Below are 17,390 nucleotides of genomic sequence, written 5' to 3' on the forward strand. Positions count from 1 at the left end.
TCCTCGACGGTCAAAGGACACTATGTCGGGTTCAAGGCCTACCCTGTTGGACATCACGTCCAGGAGGACCCATGTACGCTTCCCTCGCCGAGGTGCTGCGACTCCCCTCGTTCCGGGCTGCCGGAACGAGGGTGCTGACCGGCGACCCGGACGCCATCGACATCCGCTGGGTGCACTCATCCGAGGTCTACGAGATGAGCGGTCTGCTCGCCGGGGGCGAGCTTCTGCTGACGACCGGTCTGGGCTTGCACGGCGCCAATGCCGAGCAACTGGACGAGTACGTCACCTCGCTGGCCCGCGCGGGGTGCGCAGCACTCGCCCTCGAGCTCGGCCGTTCGTTCCTCGATCCGCCGGAGGCCATGATCGACGCGGCCCGTCGCGCCGGGCTGGCGTTCCTGGTCTTCCCTCGGATCGTTCCATTCGTGCGGATGGTCGAGGATTTCCACGAGCTCGCCGTCCGCGCCCGGCTCGGTGCCGCCGAGGAGGACGCCGGCTGGGCGGGGCTGCTCGACCTCGTCGTCGAGGGTGCCGGCCCTCAGGCGGTGCTCGATCAACTGGCCCGGATCGCGGGGTGCGCCGCGGAGCTGCTCGATCCCGACGGCAATGTCGTGGAGCAGAGCCGCATCAGCACCGTGCGTCTGTACGACGGCGCGGGTGCCACCGCGCAGTTGCGGAGTCGCCACCGGATCCTCGGGACCGTGCGGTTGCTGTGCGGAACTCCTGACGCTCGCCTGAACCGGCTCGCCGACCGCGCGGCCACCGCACTCACCCTCGAGCTCGCCCGGCACCGCGAGGTCGGGTGGCGGCCGACCCTGTCCCAAGCCCTCGTCAGTGATCTGAACGCCGGGGCTCTCCTGTCCCACGACGAGATCGCCCGCCGCCTGGAGGACGCCGGCCTGGTCACGACGGGACGGCCCATCACGGCCATCGCCGTCGATCCTCACGGCGATCCCGGCGCCTGTCTCAGCCGAGTCGAGGCGGCGTGGCCGGCGCTCGTGGGACCGCTCGTGGCGGGCACCCTCGGCCATCTCGTCGTGGTCCTGCTCATCACCGGCCCCAGCACGACCCCACGGCGTCTGCGCGAGCTCCTCCGCGAAGGCCATCAGTCGCTCGGGACCAGCGGTGTCGACGTCACCATCGGAGCGGCCATGCCGTGCGACCGCTTGACGGACCTTCCGGCGGCGCTCCACACGGCCCGCGATGTCGTGCGCCTCGCCGATGCCCGCGCGGGCGACACCCGGGTGCTGCTGGCACGCGATGTCGGGGTTCAGCGGCTCGTGGCCGGAGGACTGAGCGCCGATCGCATCGACGCCCTGGTGGCCGAGCAGCTCGGACCACTGCTCGCCTCAGACCGTCACAGCCAGGGATCGCTGGTGAGCACACTCGACGCGTATCTCGCGCTGGGGCGCTCCAAGACGCTCGCGGCACAGCGCCTCGGCATCCGCCGCCAGTCCCTCTACGCCCGACTGGAGAGGATCGAACGATCGCTGGGCATCTCCCTGGAGGACGCCGAGTCCGTGCTCGGCCTGCACGTGGCCCTGGTGGCGTGGCGGCTGCGCACCGGCATCGATCCGGCCGTGGGCGTCAGCCCCGGGGGCGCTCGTATGTGACGATCTCGTAGCCGTCGTATTGCTCACGCGCGACCGGCCGCCACGGGTCGTCGATCGGGGCGAACCACGCATCGCCCTCAGGTGCCTGGGCGACATGCGTGACGACGAGACGGTCGACGACACCGGCCTCGCGAGCGGCGGCGTAGACCTGGGCGCCACCGATGATGAACGCGTCGTGGTCGAGCTCGTGGGCGACGCGCAGCGCGGCATCCAGGTCGTGGACGACGCGGACGTCCGCGTGGCCCGGATCCCAGGACTGGTCGCGGGTCAGCACGATCGACGTACGCCCCGGCAGCGGGCGGCCGATCGAGTCGTACGTGGCGCGGCCCATGACCAGAGGATGGCCCCAGGTCAGCTCCTTGAACTGGACTTGATCGCCCGTCCGCGGCCACGGCATCTGACCATCGCGGCCGATCACTCCGTTCGCGCCGATCGCCACCACCAGCGTGGTGCGAGGCAGGTGCTCATCGCTCATACCGCGACGGGAGCCTTGATCGCCGGGTGCGGATCGTAGCCGACCACATTGACGGACTCGATGGCGAAGTCCTCGATCGAGCGGACCGAGGGGTCGAGCTCGAGTCGCGGCAACGGACGCGGCTCGCGCGTGAGCTGCTCACGCGCTTGATCAAGGTGATTGAGGTACAGGTGGGCGTCGCCGAGGGTGTGCACGAAGTCGCCGACCTCCAACCCGGTGACCTGCGCGACCATGTGCGTGAGCAGGGCGTAGGAGGCGATATTGAACGGCACGCCGAGGAAGACGTCGCCCGAGCGCTGATAGAGCTGGCACGAGAGCTTGCCGTCGGCCACATAGAACTGGAAGAAGGCGTGGCACGGAGCCAGGGCCATCTCGTCGAGGTCGGCGACATTCCAGGCGCTCACCAGGTGGCGCCGCGAGTCCGGATCGCGACGCAGGTTCTCGATCACCCGGGCGAGCTGGTCGATGTGCCGGCCGTCGGGAGCCGGCCACGAGCGCCACTGATGCCCGTAGACGGGACCGAGGTCGCCGTTCTCGTCGGCCCATTCGTCCCAGATCGAGATCCGGTTCTCGTGCAGATAGCGCACATTGGTGTCACCGGAGATGAACCAGATCAGCTCCCCCACGATCGAGCGCAGATGGACCTTCTTGGTGGTGACCAGGGGAAAGCCCTCGGAGAGGTCGAATCGCAGCTGATGCCCGAACACGCTGAGGGTGCCGGTACCGGTGCGATCGGACTTCTCGGTGCCGTCGTCGAGGATGCGCTGAACGAGATCGAGGTAGGCCCGCATGGCGTTCAGCCTACCGCTCGGCGGCGACATTCCGACGGCCTCGCCGCGTGCCGTGGGATACTGGCGCGCATCCGTCGAGGAGGGGAACCCATGGACGAGCGCCACACCCAGCAGGTCCGGCAACTGCGCGGCCTCGTCATCACCCAGCTGGTCACCACCACGGCATTGTCGGCCGTCCTCGCGTTCGCCCTCGGCGGCACAGGAGCATCGTTCCCTCCCCTCTGGGCGGTCGGCGGACTGGCTGCCGTCCTCGTCGCCGCCGTCGTCGACGTCGAGAGGTCGTGGACCCGGATCCCGCCGCTCTCACCCGGCCTGGACGCCGACGCCGCGCTGGACGCCTCACTCGCCCACTACCAGCGCCACCTCGCACGTGCTCTGTTCGTACTCGAGATCCCGCTGCTGCTCGCGATCCTCTATGCCTTCGTGATGCCGTACGGCGGCTGGACGGTGATCGTCGTCGCCATCGCGACCGTCGTGGCCATCGCCGTCGAAACCTGGCCGACGGTGCGCAACACGACCCGAGTGGCCACGGCCCTGGAGGCGGAGGGCACCCCGTCGGGGCTGGTCGAAGCCTTCGACTCGTGATCATGAGCCGGTTCGCCGTGTGACAGACTCGGGAACATGACCGAGCCCACGCCGTCGGGTCGCGACGCGCTACGCACCCTGCTGATGTCTCTGCTGACCGCCCCGGTCTTCATCGTCATCGCGGTCTTCCTCATCGTCGGAGGCATCGGCGACCACGAGCTCCCGCCGGTCTGGCTCACGGTAGGCCTGTTGGCTCTCGTCGCGGCGGCGGTAGGACTCGCGCGCTTCCTGGGCGACCAGCTGCCGGCCATCGCGATCGGGACGGCCCGTGACGATGCCATGACGCGGGCCCTGAACGCGTTCCGCGCCAATGTGATGGTGCGGTACGCCGTCTTGGAGGCGCCCGTGCTGATCGGCGTCGTCGTGAGCTTCCTCGTCGACCACGGAGCCTGGCCACTGCTCATCGCGGGCGTGCCGAGCATCATCGCGATGTTCGCGCTGCTCTGGCCCTCCGAGGCCTCCTTCGAGAGAGCGGAGCGCCGCCTGGACCGCGACGGCGGACGCTCCTATCTGCGCGAGGCGTCGTGAGCGGGTCACGGGCATGACGACCGCTGATGTCAGCGCCAGGCTCGCCTGGCCCGACGACGTCGAGGCGATCGCCTCCCTCCAGGCCGAGTCGTGGCAGGAGAGCTTCGCGGACGTGCTGGGCGACCAGCTGGACGCCCTGCGTCCCCACGACCTCGCCGAACGCTGGCGACAGACCATCGCGGCTCCACGCGACGCACGACAGCGCGTTCTCGTGGCACTCGAGCGGGCGACGATCCGCGGCTTCGCGCTCGTCCACCCCTGCCACGACGAGGACGCCGACCCGGTAGCCGACGGCGAGATCGGCGAGTTCGTGATCGACGCGCGTCACCGCGGGGCAGGCCATGGTTCGCGGTTGCTCCAGGCCTGCGCCGACACCTTGCGCGCCGATCGATTCACACGCGCGGTCTGGTGGCTGAGCTCCACCGACGATGCCACCCGAACGTTCGCGACGGCTGCGGGATGGGCTCCCGACGGCGCGCACCGTGAGCTGGCGGCCGAGACCGGCGCGACACTTCGACAGGTCAGGCTGCACACGGGGCTGGCGTGACCGCTGCCTCATCCGACCGCGCGATCATCACCGACTCGCTGGGAGTGGGTCTTGCCACCGGTGCCTACGGCATCTCCTTCGGTGCCCTCGCCACCGCCGCCGGCCTGAGCGTCTGGCAGGCCTGCGCGATGTCGCTGCTCATGTTCACCGGTGCCTCGCAGTTCGCCTTCGTCGGCGTCATCGCCTCGGGCGGGTCGCCGTTCGCCGGTGCCGTCACCTCGGTGCTGCTCGGAGGCCGGAACCTGTTCTACGGTCTGAGCCTCGCCCGCCTGCTCGACCTGCGGGGCTGGCGACGTCCTCTCGCCGCTCACGTCGTGATCGACGAATCGACCGCGATGGCGGTTACACGGACGACACCGCATCAGGCTCGCGTCGCCTTCTACTGGACCGGCGGCGGGATCTTCGTCCTGTGGAATCTGTTCACCTTCATCGGTGCGCTGGCCGGCACGGCCATCGGCGACCCGCGCGACTTCGGGCTCGACGCCGCTGTGGGTGCGGCCTTCCTCGCACTGCTGTGGCCGCGGCTCGACTCGGCGATCACCCGCTTCGTCGCGCTGCTCGGCGCCGCGGTCGCGCTAGGGCTGGTGCCGCTCTCCCCCGCCGGCGTTCCGATCATCGTCGGCGGTGGTATCGCGCTGGTGGCGGGCTTGATCGTGCAGAACCGGTTCGGCGAGCGCGATGACTGAACTGTGGATCGGGCTCCTGCTCACCGCGGCGGGCTGTTACGCGCTCAAGCTCGCCGGGTTGTCCGTCCCCGACCGGGTTCTAGATCATCCGCTGACGGTGCGCGCCGGGGTCCTCATCCCGGTCGCGCTTCTCGGTGCTCTGGTCGCGGTCCAGGTACTCGGCGACGGCAGTGCGCTGACGATCGACGCCCGAGTGCTGGCGCTGGGGGTGGCCGCGCTGCTGCTGTGGTGGCGGATGCCCTTCCTCGTGGTGGTCGGCGCGGCAGCCGCGAGCGCCGCCCTCCTCCGCCTCCTGACCTGATCCCGTCCCACCATCTGGACGCCACGGCCCTCCGGGCCCGACTTTTGTCCACTTGTGGCCCGTTCTACTCGTGAGTAACGGGCCACAACCGGCCACATCTGGGCCCGGCGGGTCAGGTGGGGTCGTCGCCGACGCGGACGAGGAGCTTGCCGAAGTTGCGTCCGGCGAGCAGACCGCGGAATGCCTCGGGCGCCTGATCGAGACCCTCGACGATGTCCTCGCGGTAACGCACCCGGCCGTCGGCCACCCACTCGGTCATGTCGCGCACGAAGTCCGCGTGGTGGCTCTCGATGAACTCGTCCTGGATGAAGCCGCGGATGGTGAGCCGGTCGACCAGGATGCGGTGAAGGAAGTCCGGGGCCAGCCGATCGACGTTCGCGAGTCCGTCGACGGCGTTGTAGCCCGAGATCACGCCACATACCGGCATGCGCGCGAAGGGGTTGAAGCGATCGATCACCGCATTGGTCACCCGCCCGCCGACATTCTCGAAGTACACGTCGATACCGTCCGGTGTCGCCTCGGCAAGCTGGTCGACGAAGTCGGGAGCCCGGTGATCCACCGCGGCATCGAAGCCGAAGTCATCGATCAGCGCCCGGCACTTGCGCTCGCCCCCGGCGATGCCGACCGCCCGTGCGCCCTTGACCCGGGCGATCTGGCCGACAGCAGAGCCCACCGGCCCGGTCGCCGCCGCGACGACCACGGTCTCCTCGGCCTCCGGACGTCCGATCGCCAGCAAACCCCCGTACGCCGTGAAGCCCGGCATGCCCAGCACGCCGAGCGCCGTGGTGATCGGCGCTGCGGAGGGGTCGAGCTTGCGCGTGTGCTTGCCCTGCACCACCGCATGCGTCTGCCACCCGGTGAAGGCGAGCACGATATCGCCGACAGCACGACGGTCGGAGGCCGATTCCACGACCTCGCACACCGTCTGCCCGAGCATCACATCGCCGAGGTCCAGGGGCTGCGCGTACGACTTCGCATCACTCATCCGTCCCCGCATGTAGGGATCGAGCGAGAGATAGATCGTGCGCAGCAGGACCTGGCCCTCCTGCAGCTCCGGAAGCTCCCGGGTGGTGAACTCGTAGTCGTCGTCGACGGGTTCTCCCGCCGGCCGGCGGGCGAGACGGATCTGTCGAGTCTGCATGGAATGCTCCTGAATCAGTCGGTGAGGCCGAGGACGGAGTCCAGGCCGACGGTGACACCGGGACGCTCGGCGACCGATCGAAGCGCCGCCACCACCCCGGGCATGAAGCTCTCACGGGTGGACGAGTCGTGCCGAATGCTGAAGATCTCCCCCGGGTCGCCGAAGAGCACCTCCTGCGAGGCGGTGAACCCGCGCGCCCGGACGGCGTGCACCGGGACGCCCGCCACTGTCGCGCCGCGCGCGCCATCGGGATCGGTGGTGGTGGCGTCCGGGAGGGGCGCGGAGCCGGCCTCGCGTCGGGCCGTGCCGATCATCTCCGCGGTGCGCACCGCCGTGCCCGACGGTGCGTCGACCTTGTCCGGATGATGCATCTCGATGACCTCGACGGACTCGAAGAAGGGTGCCGCGACGGCTGCGAACCGCATCATCAGCACGGCGCCGATCGAGAAATTGGGCACCACGAGGATGCCGACGCCCTCGTGCCGTGCGGCGAGCTCACGCAGCTGCGCGACCTTGTCGTCACCGAAGCCGGACGTGCCGATCACCACGTGGATGCCGCGTTCGACGCACCATCGCACCTGGTCCATCGCGACATCGGGGGTAGTGAACACCAGCGCGGCCTCGGCTCCCGACTCCGTGAGCGCCTCGATGGCGTCGTCCTTGTCCACCGCGGCGACGAGGTCCAGGTCGTCGGCGGCCTCGATCGCCTCCACCGATGTCGATCCCATGCGTCCGCGGGCGCCCAGCACAGCCACTCGTGTCATGCCTCGATCGTAGGAGCGAGTGAGTCGAGAAGGTCCGGCGGGTGCGCGCACCATCGTCGAGCGGTAGGCCATCAACCTCATCAGCCCCGCAAAAGGTTGACGAGGTACCTTCACGGTCCCGGAAAGGTTGATGGCGTACCGCCCGACAGACACAGCAACCGCCGGACACCACGGCGCCCCGAGCAGCGAATGCTCGGGGCGCCGTCGTGGAGCCGGATCAGGCCTCGGCCGAAGCCTCCTCGGCTGCCTCGGTCTTCTCGACGACCGGGATCAGCGAGAGCTTGCCGCGATCGCCGACCTCGGCGATCTCGACCTGGATCTTCTGGCCGACCGAGACGACGTCCTCGACGTTGTTGACCCGCTGGCCGTCGTTGAGGTCGCGCAGCTTGCTGATGTGCAGCAGCCCGTCCTTGCCCGGCAGCAGCGAGATGAACGCCCCGAAGTCGACCGTCTTGACGACCGTGCCGAGGTAGCGCTCGCCGACCTCGGGCATCGTCGGGTTGGCGATCGCGTTGATGGCGCTCTTGGCCGCCTCCGCCGCGTCGCCGCCCTCGGCGCCGATGAACACGGTGCCGTCGTCGTCGATCGAGATCTTGGCGCCCGTGTCGTCCTGGATCTGGTTGATCATCTTGCCCTTGGGGCCGATGACCTCGCCGATCTTGTCGACCGGCACCTTGATCGTGATGATGCGCGGCGCGTACGGGCTCATCTCGTCCGGCTCGCTGATCGCCTCGGCCATCACATCGAGGATGGTGAAGCGGGCCTCGCGGGCCTGCGTCAGGGCACCGGCGAGGACATCGGCGGGGATGCCGTCGAGCTTGGTGTCCAGCTGCAGGGCGGTGACGAACTCGCGCGTACCGGCGACCTTGAAGTCCATGTCGCCGAAGGCATCCTCAGCACCCAGGATGTCGGTGAGCGTGACGTACTGCGTCTGCCCGTCGACCTCACCGGAGATGAGGCCCATCGCGATGCCCGCGACCGGGGCGCGCAGCGGCACACCCGCGTTCAGCAGGCCGAGGGTCGACGCGCACACCGAGCCCATCGAGGTCGAGCCATTGGAGCTGAGGGCCTCGGAGACCTGACGGATCGCGTAGGGGAACTCCTCGCGCGTCGGCAGCACCGGCATCAGAGCACGTCCGGCAAGCGCGCCGTGACCGATCTCGCGACGCTTGGGCGAACCCACCCGTCCGGTCTCACCGGTCGAGAACGGCGGGAAGTTGTAGTTGTGCATGTAACGCCGCGTCGTCTCGGGCGAGAGCGTGTCGAGCTTCTGCTCGAGGTCGAGCATGTTGAGCGTGGTGACACCGAGGATCTGCGTCTCACCACGCTGGAACAGGGCAGAGCCGTGCACCCGCGGGATGACGCCGACCTCGGCGCTCAGCTCACGGATATCGGCCAGTCCGCGGCCGTCGATACGGACCTTGTCGCGCAGCACACGTTCACGCACGAGCGACTTGGTGAGCGTACGCAGCGAGGCGCCCAGCTCCTTCTCACGGCCCTCGAAACGGCCGGCGAGCTGCTCGACGACCTTGGCCTTGATCTCGGACTCGCGCTCCTCGCGGTCGGCCTTGCTGACGATCGTCAGCGCCTCACGCAGGTCATCGCTGGCGATCTCGGCGACCGCCTCGTAGGCGTCGTCCTCGTGGTCGAGGAAGACCGGGAACTCCCGGACCTCCTTGGCCGCGGCATTCGCGAGCTCGGCCTGGGCCTCGCACAGCTGGCGGATGAACGGCTTGGCCGCCTCGATGCCGCCCGCGACGATCTCCTCGGTCGGCGCCTGGACTCCGCCCTGCACGAGCTCCCAGGTGGCCTCGGTGGACTCCGCCTCGACCATCATGATCGCGACATCGTCGCCAGCGACACGGCCGGCGATGACCATGTCGAAGACCGCGTTCTCGAGCTGGCTGTGCGTCGGGAAGGCCACCCACTGGCCGTCGATCAGCGCGACGCGCGTGGCGCCGACGGGGCCGTTGAACGGCAGACCGGAGATCTGCGTCGACGCCGAGGCCGCGTTGATCGCCAGCACGTCATAGGGCGTGTCCGGGTTGAGGGCCATCACCGTGATGACGACCTGGACCTCGTTGCGCAGGCCCTTCTTGAAGGTCGGGCGCAGCGGACGGTCGATGAGCCGACAGGTGAGGATGGCGTCCTCGCTGGGACGGCCCTCGCGACGGAAGAACGAACCGGGGATGCGTCCCGCGGCGTACATGCGCTCCTCGACGTCGACCGTGAGCGGGAAGAAGTCGAAGTGGTCCTTGGGCTGCTTGCCCGCCGTGGTGGCGCTCAGCAGCATGGTGTCGTCGTCGAGATAGGCGGCGACCGAACCGGCGGCCTGACGAGCCAGCAGGCCCGTCTCGAACCGCACGTTGCGGGTACCGAAGGAGCCGTTGTCGATGACGGTCTCGACTGAATGGACAGTCTGATCGGACATGAGAGTCCTCTCCGCAGGCGAAGCCTGCTGTCAGGACGAGGCGGCCTGACAGGGCCATGTGGCCGATCGCCGGTCTTCGATCGAGGCCCTCGGAACCCTCAGGCTCCGCGGGCCACTACCGAGGACCGAGCGTGACGGGCCGACCTCGTCGGTGGTGTTCAATTGTGCGAAAGCGGCCGCCCCGGAGTCGGGACGGCCGCATCAGCGGGTCAGCGGCGCAGGCCGAGACGATCGATCAGCGAGCGGTAGCGCTCGATGTCGTTGTTCTGCAGGTAGTTGAGCAGACGACGACGCTGACCGACGAGCAGCAGCAGACCACGACGGCTGTGGTGATCGTGCTTGTGCTCCTTGAGATGCTCGGTGAGCTGCGCGATGCGCTTGCTGAGCAGCGCGACCTGAACCTCAGGAGAGCCGGTGTCGCCCTCGCTCAGCGCGTACTGCTTGATGATCTCGTCCTTGGGCAGGTCTGCGACGGTGGGCGCAGCAGTCTTCTTCGACACTGTTCTCCTCTGGGTTCACTCGTTGCACGGCGCGCCCGGGCCTGTTCACCGGGGCACTGGAATCCGTGGCCGTTCTGACGGCATCAGCCAGGATACCAGCGCGTGCCGACGGGACGTTAATCGAGGACGCGGCGGGTCGCCGTGACATCGGCCTCCATCTGGAGCACGAGGGCGTCGACGGAGTCGAAGGCCACCATCGGTCGCAGACGCTCCACGAGCTCGACGCGCACGGCCTCGCCGTAGAGATCCAGGTCGTTCCGATCGAGCACGTAGGACTCCACGCGCCGGCCGGCGACCCCCTCGAAGGTCGGGTTGGTGCCGATGGAGATCGCCGCGGGCAGCCGCTCTCCCCCGGCGCGCACGAGCCGGCCGGCGTAGACACCATCGGGCGGAACCGCGTACGACTCGTCGACCGGTACGTTCGCGGTCGGGAAACCCAGCTCGCGCCCCCGCTGGTCGCCCCTGCTCACGATGCCGCTGACTTCGTGCGGACGGCCGAGGATCGAGGTCGCCGTCGACAGATCGCCCTCCGCGATCGCCTGACGTGCACGCGTGGACGAGAACACCTGGCCGTCACCGGCGAGAGACCAGCCGTCGACGCTGAACCCGGCGTGTCGCCCTGCTTCCCGCAGGGTGTCGACCGTGCCCGCGGCGCGCCGCCCGAAGCGGAAGTTCTCCCCCACGATCAGCTCCTGGCAGTGCGTCTGGTCGACGATGACGCGGTCGATGAACTCCTGGGGGCTCCAGGCGGACATCTCGGCCGAGAATGCCAGTACCCGGACCTCCTCGGCGCCGTGGTCGCGCAGCAATCGGACGCGTCGCTCCAGCGTCGTCAGCCGGGCGGGTGCCTTGTCCGGTGCGAGCACTGCGACCGGATGGGGATCGAAGGTGATGGCGACCGAGGTGGCACCGCTCGCCGCGGCTCGCGCGTGCACGGCCGATACGACCTCTTGGTGGCCTCGATGAACGCCGTCGAAAACACCGATCGTCACCACGCTCGGTCCGCCGATCGGGTCGGTCGAGGCCCCATCGGTCGCTTTCCAGATCGCCACCAGGCCACTGTAGTCACGCACCCCGGCACTCCCCGGCCCGGGTTGTACAGGTCAGAGCAGAGGTTTGAGCGGCTTGAGCACCCACTCGTAGAGACGGCCCACCGTCGCGCGACGGTGCCATGCCTCCGCCGTGAGACGCTCGGCCTTGGCGGCATCCTCGGCGAACACCGAACGCATACCGCGGGCGAAGCCCCCGTCGATGATCTCGATGTTGATCTCGTAATTGCCCGTGAGGCTCAGCCGGTCGATATTCGCCGTGCCGATCGTGCTCCACTCGCCGTCGATCGTGGCGGTCTTCGCGTGCACCATGTGATCGGAATAGCGCCAGATCTCGACGCCGGCGTCCAGCAGCCGGTTGAAGTATCCACGGGCCAGGAAGTCGGCGATGACATGGTTCGACACCTTGGGCAGCAGGATGCGCACCTGCACGCCCCGCCGCGAGGCGTCGATGAGCCCATCGAGGATGTCGGTGTCGGGGATGAAATAGGCCGTCGTCAGCTCGATGGTCTTCTGCGCCCGATCGATGGCCTCCAGATACATGCCGCGGATCGGGAAGATCAACTGGCGCGGGACGTTGCGATGGGCACGGATCTCCGGATCCCACGTCGGCCGGCTGACCTGCTCGATGCGCTCCTTCGGACGGTGGATGTTCCAGAAGTCGACGAAGGCGTTCTCCAGATCCCAGACGGCGGTGCCGCTGAGCGCCAGATGCGTGTCGCGCCACTCGTCCTCGTAGAGCTGACCGACGTTGTAGCCGCCGACGAAGCCGATGGCATCGTCGACCACGAGGATCTTGCGGTGGTCACGTCCGTAGTTGCGGGGGTTCCAGAACCGCAGGCCCGATGCCAGCACGGGATACCGCATGACGCGGACCGAGGGACCGAAGCGGAAGAAGCTCGGCTTGACGACGAGGTTCGCGAAGCCGTCGTAGATCACGTAGACCTCGACGCCGCGGTCCGCCGCGTCGTTGAGCGCTTGCTTGAAGCGGCGTCCCATCGCATCGTCCTTGACGATGTAGGACTCGAACAACACGCGCCGGCGGGCCTGCTCGATCGCGGCGAGCATGTCCTCGTACAGCGGGGCACCGCTCACATAGACATTCGCCTCATTGGACTCCCCCACGCCGAAGGTCCTCGGCTCGACCCGGGGCAACGGCTGGGTGCCCTTGCCACGGAGGAGCTTGCGCACCTTGGTCGCCGTCATGAGCGACGCCACCGCGGCGACCTGGACCACGAGGAAGCCGAACAGGAAACGGCGCAGTACCTGACGAGGGGAAAGCGTCGACCAGGTCATGTCGGTCAGCCTATCTGTGCTCAGACGAACCGGCCCGGTCGGCCTGAGAGTGACGCTGCCGGGGCCCGCGACTCAGACGAACACGGCCACGGCGCGCGCAGCCGCACCGCGCTGCTCGTACAGCGCCAGGAAGCGGCCGTCGGCCCCGAACAGCGCCGTCGGCACACCGACGGACGGCAGGCGGATGTCCTCCAGCGCCCGGCCGTGCCGGGCGAGACGGCTCTGGTCCTCGTCGAGGACCAGGATCTCGAAGGCGGCTCGCGCAGCATCGTCCAGCCCGACGATCTCCCACCGCTCCGCCAGCTGATCCAGCGTGCGCGCCCGGTCGATCCCGAACCCGCCGACGCGCGTGCGGCGCAGCATCGTCAGATGCCCGCCGACGCCGAGCGCGTCGCCGAGATCGCGGGCCAAGGCCCGGACGTAGGTGCCGCTCGAGCACGCCACGCGCACGTCGACATCGATCGTGCGCTCCGCCGGCCGGACACCCGTGACCTCGAAGGTCGAGACGGTCACCGGACGCGCGGGGATCTCGACGTCCTCGCCGGCCCGCACACGTGCGTAGGAACGTCGTCCGTCGATCTTGATGGCGGAGACCTTCGAGGGCACCTGCTCGATCTCGCCGGTGAGCGGTCGCATCGCCGCCTCGATCTCGTCGCGGACGAGCCCCGAGGCGTCCGCGGTGGTGACGACCTCCCCCTCGGCGTCATCGGTGACGGTCGACTCCCCCAGCCGGATGGTCGCCAGGTACTCCTTGTCCGCGAGCTGCAGATGCCCGAGCAGACGTGTGGCACGGCCGATGCCGAGCACGAGCACGCCGGTGGCCATGGGGTCGAGGGTCCCGGCGTGTCCGACCTTGCGGGTCTGGGCGAGCCGCCGCATCCGGCCGACCACATCGTGCGATGTCCAGCCCGCGGGCTTGTCGACGATCGCCAAGCCCCCGGGTGCGCTGGACTGCGTCACTCGTCCTCGTCGTCGTGGGTCTTGTACGGGTCGGCGTCGCCCGCGTACTGGGCCCCGGCCGCCCGTGCGGCGACCTCGGCATCGGACTCCTTGGCTCGCGCCAGGAGCTCCTCGATCTCGCGCGCCTGCTCCGGCACGGCGTCGAGGAAGAACTCGATCGTCGGCGTGTGGCGCAGCCCGAGCTGCTTGCCGACCTCCGAGCGGATCAGCCCCGTCGCGCTCGTGAGCGCCGCGGCGGTCCCGTCGCGCTCGGCCTCGTCGCCCATGACGGTGTAGAACACCGAGGCGTGCTGGCCGTCGCCGGTCAGCCGGACATCGGTGATGGTGACGAACCCGATGCGCGGATCCTTGATCCGTCGCTCGAGCAGCCCGGCGACGATCGTCTTGATCCGGTCGGCGATCTTCGCATTGCGTGGACTGGGCATGGTGGTCTCTCTTCTCTCACTCTCCCCGTGAGTGTGACGTTTGGACGGCGGAATCGGAGGATTCACCGTCCAAACGTCACACTCAGCGAGTTGCGAACCTCAGTCGCGGGGCTTCTCGCGGAGCTCGAAGCTCTCGACGATGTCGCCGATCTTGATATCGCCGTAGTTCCGCAACACCAAGCCGCACTCGAAGCCCTCGCGGACCTCGCTGACATCGTCCTTCTCGCGCCGCAGGCTCGACAGGTCGAGGTTGTCGGCGACGACATTGCCGTCGCGCAGCAACCGCGCCTTGGCATTGCGCCGGATCGTGCCGTCGACCACCATGCAGCCGGCGATATTGCCGATCTTGGACGAGCGGAAGATCTCGCGGATCTCCGCCTGACCGAGCTGGTGCTCCTCGTAGATCGGCTTGAGCATGCCCTTGAGTGCGGCCTCGATCTCCTCGATCGCCTGGTAGATGACCGAGTAGTACTTGATCTGGACGCCCTCACGGTCGGCCATCTCGGTCGCCTTGCCCTGCGCACGGACGTTGTAGCCGACGATGACGGCATTCGACGCGGTGGCCAGGTTGACATTGGCCTCGGTGATCGCACCGACACCACGGTCGATGACCCGCAGGTCGACCTCGTCACCGACATCGATCTGGCTGAGCGAGTCCTCCAAGGCCTCGACCGAGCCGGAGCTGTCGCCCTTGAGGATGAGCAGCAGCTCGGTGGTCTCGCCCTTCTCGACCTCGCGCATAAGGTCCTCGAGGGTACGACGGCCGCTGCGCTTGGCCAGCGCCGCGTTGCGCTCGCGGGCCTCACGCTTCTCGGCGATCTGACGAGCGATGCGATCGTCATCGACGGCCATGAAGTTGTCCCCGGCTCCGGGAACCGCCGTCAGACCGAGCACCAGCGCCGGCCGCGAGGGCGGCGCCTCCTCGATGCTGTCGCCGAACTCGTCGAGCAGGGCACGGACGCGGCCGAAGGCCGAGCCCGCGACGATCGTGTCGCCCACGCGCAGCGTGCCGCGCTGCACGATCACGGTCGCGACGGGGCCGCGACCACGGTCGAGGTGCGCCTCGATCGCGAGACCCTCGGCGTTCTGATCGGGATTCGCCCGCAGGTCCAGCGACGCATCGGCCGTCAGCACGATGGCCTCCAGCAGCTGCTCGAGGCCCGTGCCGGACTTGGCCGAGACGTCGACGAACATCGTGTCGCCGCCGTACTCCTCGGGCACGAGCCCGTACTCGGTGAGCTGGCCGCGCGCCTTGCTCGGATCGGCATCGGGCTTGTCGACCTTGTTGACCGCCACGACGATCGGCACACCGGCCGCCTGGGCGTGGTTGAGCGCCTCGACCGTCTGCGGCATGACGCCGTCATCGGCCGCGACGACCAGCACCGCGATGTCCGTCGCCTGCGCACCACGGGCACGCATGGCGGTGAACGCCTCGTGACCGGGGGTGTCGATGAAGGTGATCGGACGCTCGGTGTCGTCGACCTCGGTCGTGACCTGGTAGGCGCCGATCGACTGCGTGATGCCGCCGGCCTCCTTGGCCACCACATTCGCGTTACGCAGGGCGTCGAGCAGCTTGGTCTTGCCGTGGTCGACGTGACCCATGACGGTGACGACCGGGGGCCGCGGCGCCATGTCGGCGTCGTTGCCCTCGTCCTCGCCGAACTCCAGTGAGAAGGACTCCAGCAGCTCGCGGTCCTCGTCCTCGGGCGACACGACCTCGACGTTGTAGTTCAGCTCCTCACCGAGGATCTGCAGCGTCTCGTCGTTGACCGACTGGGTGGCGGTGACCATCTCACCGAGGTGGAACAGCACCTGCACCAGCGACGCGGCGTCGACGCCGATCTTCTCGGCGAAGTCGGTCAGCGAGGCACCGCGCGCGACGCGGACCGTCTCGCCGTTGCCCTTGCGGACCCGCACACCGCCGATCGCCGGCGCCTGCATCTGGTCGAATTCCTGGCGCTTGGCGCGCTTGCTCTTGCGTCCACGGCGCGGCGGACCACCGGCGCGCCCGAAGGCGCCCTGCGTGCCACCGCGGCCACCGGGACCACGACCACGTCCGGGAGGACCGGAGAAGCCGCCACCGCCGCCGGGACGGGGAGCTCCTCCGCCGCCACCGCCGGGACGGTTTCCGGCACCGGGACGACCTCCGCCGGGTCGACCGCCGGGACGGCCGCCCTGACGTGCGTCAGGGCCGCCGACGGCCGAGCGCTTGGGCATCATCGCGGGGTTGGGACGCGGCATGCCACCCGGACGCGGTGCACCGGCACCGTCGCCCTGACCCTGTCCCTGACCACGTCCGGCCGGCGGACGCGGCGGGCGATCCTGCTGCATGCCCTGCTTGGACGAGAACGGATTGTTGCCGGGGCGAGCGCTTCCCGAGCGGGGGCCGGGACGCGGGCCGCCGGGCTTGGGACCACCCGGACGGGGCCCTGGTGCCGGGGCATTGGACGCGGGAGCGTCAGCCTCGGGCGGCTTGGGCGCCGCGGGGCCGGGCTTCGGCGCGGCAGGACCCGGCTTGGGCGCCGCGGGGCCGGGCTTCGGCGCGGCAGGACCGGGCTTGGGCGCGGCAGGCGCATTGCTCTCGCTCGCGACACTCTCGGTCGCGACGCTCTCCTGCTGAGGCGGGGCGCTCGGCGCGGCCGGCTCGGCGGGAGCCGGGGTGCTCGCGGGGGCGTCCTTCTTCGGCGCGGCCTTCTTGGCCCCGCCCTTCTTGGCGCCCATCTCGCGCAGCTTGTCGCCGTGCTCGTCGTTGAGGCGACGCACGACCGGCGCCTCGACGGTCGACGAGGCGGATTTCACGTATTCGCCCATGTCCTTGAGGGTGGACAGGACGACCTTACTGGGGACTCCGAACTCGCGTGCGAGCTCGTGGACTCTGACAGCCACTCTTCTCCTTCAGGGGGTCCAGCCCTGAAGGGGGCCGGACCTAGTCGACGTACAGGCTCATTGCGAGGTACTCATCGAGTGCTCATGAGCGTGTGCTCCGTTTTCGGTCGGGAGGCGTCCGGTCGGACGCCTCGTGGTCAGGTGCTCCGGTCACCAGGGTTCACGATCAGCGATCGCAGCGCTTCGATCTGCGGGTGGCCTTCACGACGAAGGGCCCGACCGAAAGCGCGGCGACGGACCGCGAGCTCCAGGCACTCGGACGACGGATGCAGGTGTGCACCGCGCCCGGGCAACATGCCATCGGTGTCCGGGACGACCGAGAAACTACCATCGTTCGCGCCCGGCCGTGCGACGACACGCACCAGAGTGGACTTGTCCGCACGCTCACGACAACCGATGCACGTGCGGATCACCG

General features: G+C 69.0%; 18 protein-coding genes. 6 read left to right on the forward strand and 12 right to left on the reverse strand.

The genetic code is table 11. The annotated features are described in order from the left end of the window. Positions 1-71: 71 nt before the first annotated feature. Positions 72-1,610 (forward strand): PucR family transcriptional regulator, encoded by a 1,539-nt coding sequence (locus tag JL108_RS04600; protein WP_205197290.1) that lies wholly within the window; start codon positions 72-74, stop codon positions 1,608-1,610. Here JL108_RS04600 and JL108_RS04605 read toward each other — a convergent pair. Both JL108_RS04605 and JL108_RS04610 read right to left on the reverse strand, forming a co-directional pair. Next, positions 1,585-2,085: a dihydrofolate reductase gene (locus tag JL108_RS04605; RefSeq protein WP_205197291.1), complete on the reverse strand. Its 501-nt coding sequence runs from the start codon at positions 2,083-2,085 to the stop codon at positions 1,585-1,587. The two genes, JL108_RS04600 and JL108_RS04605, sit on opposite strands and share 26 nt — an antisense overlap. After that, positions 2,082-2,876: a thymidylate synthase gene (locus JL108_RS04610; RefSeq protein ID WP_205197292.1), complete on the reverse strand. Its 795-nt coding sequence runs from the start codon at positions 2,874-2,876 to the stop codon at positions 2,082-2,084. The genes JL108_RS04605 and JL108_RS04610 overlap by 4 nt, the downstream gene beginning before the upstream one ends. Positions 2,877-2,966: 90 nt before the next feature. Between JL108_RS04610 and JL108_RS04615 the strand changes: the two genes are divergently transcribed. From JL108_RS04615 to JL108_RS04635, 5 genes are read left to right on the forward strand one after another with little or no spacing between them, the layout of a single operon-like run. Then, the gene (locus JL108_RS04615) at positions 2,967-3,461 is read left to right on the forward strand and encodes a hypothetical protein (RefSeq protein WP_205197293.1); all 495 of its coding nucleotides are present in this window, start codon (positions 2,967-2,969) and stop codon (positions 3,459-3,461) included. A gap of 36 nt (positions 3,462-3,497) precedes the next feature. Further along, on the forward strand, positions 3,498-3,989 hold the full coding sequence (locus JL108_RS04620) for a hypothetical protein (protein ID WP_205197294.1): 492 nt from the start codon (positions 3,498-3,500) through the stop codon (positions 3,987-3,989). A gap of 13 nt (positions 3,990-4,002) precedes the next feature. Further along, positions 4,003-4,536 carry a GNAT family N-acetyltransferase gene (locus tag JL108_RS04625; RefSeq protein WP_205197295.1) on the forward strand — a complete coding sequence of 178 codons (534 nt, stop codon included), beginning with the start codon at positions 4,003-4,005 and terminating at the stop codon, positions 4,534-4,536. Then, positions 4,533-5,222 carry an AzlC family ABC transporter permease gene (locus tag JL108_RS04630; protein WP_205197296.1) on the forward strand — a complete coding sequence of 230 codons (690 nt, stop codon included), beginning with the start codon at positions 4,533-4,535 and terminating at the stop codon, positions 5,220-5,222. The genes JL108_RS04625 and JL108_RS04630 overlap by 4 nt, the downstream gene beginning before the upstream one ends. After that, a complete protein-coding gene (locus JL108_RS04635; protein WP_205197297.1) occupies positions 5,215-5,523 on the forward strand; it encodes an AzlD domain-containing protein in 309 nt (102 codons plus the stop codon). Before JL108_RS04630 ends, JL108_RS04635 begins: the two co-directional genes overlap by 8 nt. A 112-nt stretch (positions 5,524-5,635) precedes the next feature. On the opposite strand, the gene JL108_RS04640 is transcribed toward JL108_RS04635, so the two are convergent. The 10 genes from JL108_RS04640 to JL108_RS04685 all read right to left on the reverse strand — a co-directional run bounded on the left by JL108_RS04640 (position 5,636) and on the right by JL108_RS04685 (position 17,388). Continuing rightward, positions 5,636-6,664 (reverse strand): NADP-dependent oxidoreductase, encoded by a 1,029-nt coding sequence (locus JL108_RS04640; protein ID WP_205197298.1) that lies wholly within the window; start codon positions 6,662-6,664, stop codon positions 5,636-5,638. Positions 6,665-6,678: 14 nt separating this feature from the next. After that, positions 6,679-7,428, reverse strand: coding sequence for a 4-hydroxy-tetrahydrodipicolinate reductase (gene dapB / locus JL108_RS04645; protein WP_205197299.1), 750 nt, complete (start codon positions 7,426-7,428; stop codon positions 6,679-6,681). 217 nt (positions 7,429-7,645) lie between these two features. Then, entirely contained in the window at positions 7,646-9,859 is a 2,214-nt protein-coding gene (locus tag JL108_RS04650) for a polyribonucleotide nucleotidyltransferase (protein WP_205197300.1), read from the reverse strand. A 209-nt stretch (positions 9,860-10,068) separates the two neighbouring features. Then, complete coding sequence (gene rpsO, locus JL108_RS04655; protein ID WP_143912047.1) at positions 10,069-10,323, reverse strand: 30S ribosomal protein S15; 255 nt, start codon at positions 10,321-10,323, stop codon at positions 10,069-10,071. Between the two features lie 152 nt (positions 10,324-10,475). After that, a complete protein-coding gene (locus tag JL108_RS04660) occupies positions 10,476-11,411 on the reverse strand; it encodes a bifunctional riboflavin kinase/FAD synthetase (protein ID WP_307837191.1) in 936 nt (311 codons plus the stop codon). Between the two features lie 51 nt (positions 11,412-11,462). Next, positions 11,463-12,704, reverse strand: a complete 1,242-nt coding sequence (locus JL108_RS04665; protein WP_205197301.1) for a phosphatidylserine/phosphatidylglycerophosphate/cardiolipin synthase family protein — start codon at positions 12,702-12,704, stop codon at positions 11,463-11,465. 72 nt (positions 12,705-12,776) lie between these two features. Continuing rightward, a complete protein-coding gene (truB, locus tag JL108_RS04670; RefSeq protein WP_205197302.1) occupies positions 12,777-13,664 on the reverse strand; it encodes a tRNA pseudouridine(55) synthase TruB in 888 nt (295 codons plus the stop codon). Beyond that, positions 13,661-14,089 (reverse strand): 30S ribosome-binding factor RbfA, encoded by a 429-nt coding sequence (rbfA, locus tag JL108_RS04675; protein WP_205197303.1) that lies wholly within the window; start codon positions 14,087-14,089, stop codon positions 13,661-13,663. The genes truB and rbfA overlap by 4 nt, the downstream gene beginning before the upstream one ends. Positions 14,090-14,188: 99 nt before the next feature. Next, on the reverse strand, positions 14,189-16,975 hold the full coding sequence (infB, locus tag JL108_RS04680; protein ID WP_205197304.1) for a translation initiation factor IF-2: 2,787 nt from the start codon (positions 16,973-16,975) through the stop codon (positions 14,189-14,191). A 137-nt stretch (positions 16,976-17,112) separates the two neighbouring features. Further along, entirely contained in the window at positions 17,113-17,388 is a 276-nt protein-coding gene (locus tag JL108_RS04685; protein ID WP_307837197.1) for a YlxR family protein, read from the reverse strand. Between the last annotated feature and the right edge of the window lie 2 nt (positions 17,389-17,390).

The organism is Aeromicrobium sp. YIM 150415 (assembly GCF_016918125.1).
In the GTDB taxonomy this organism is placed as follows: domain Bacteria; phylum Actinomycetota; class Actinomycetes; order Propionibacteriales; family Nocardioidaceae; genus Aeromicrobium; species Aeromicrobium piscarium.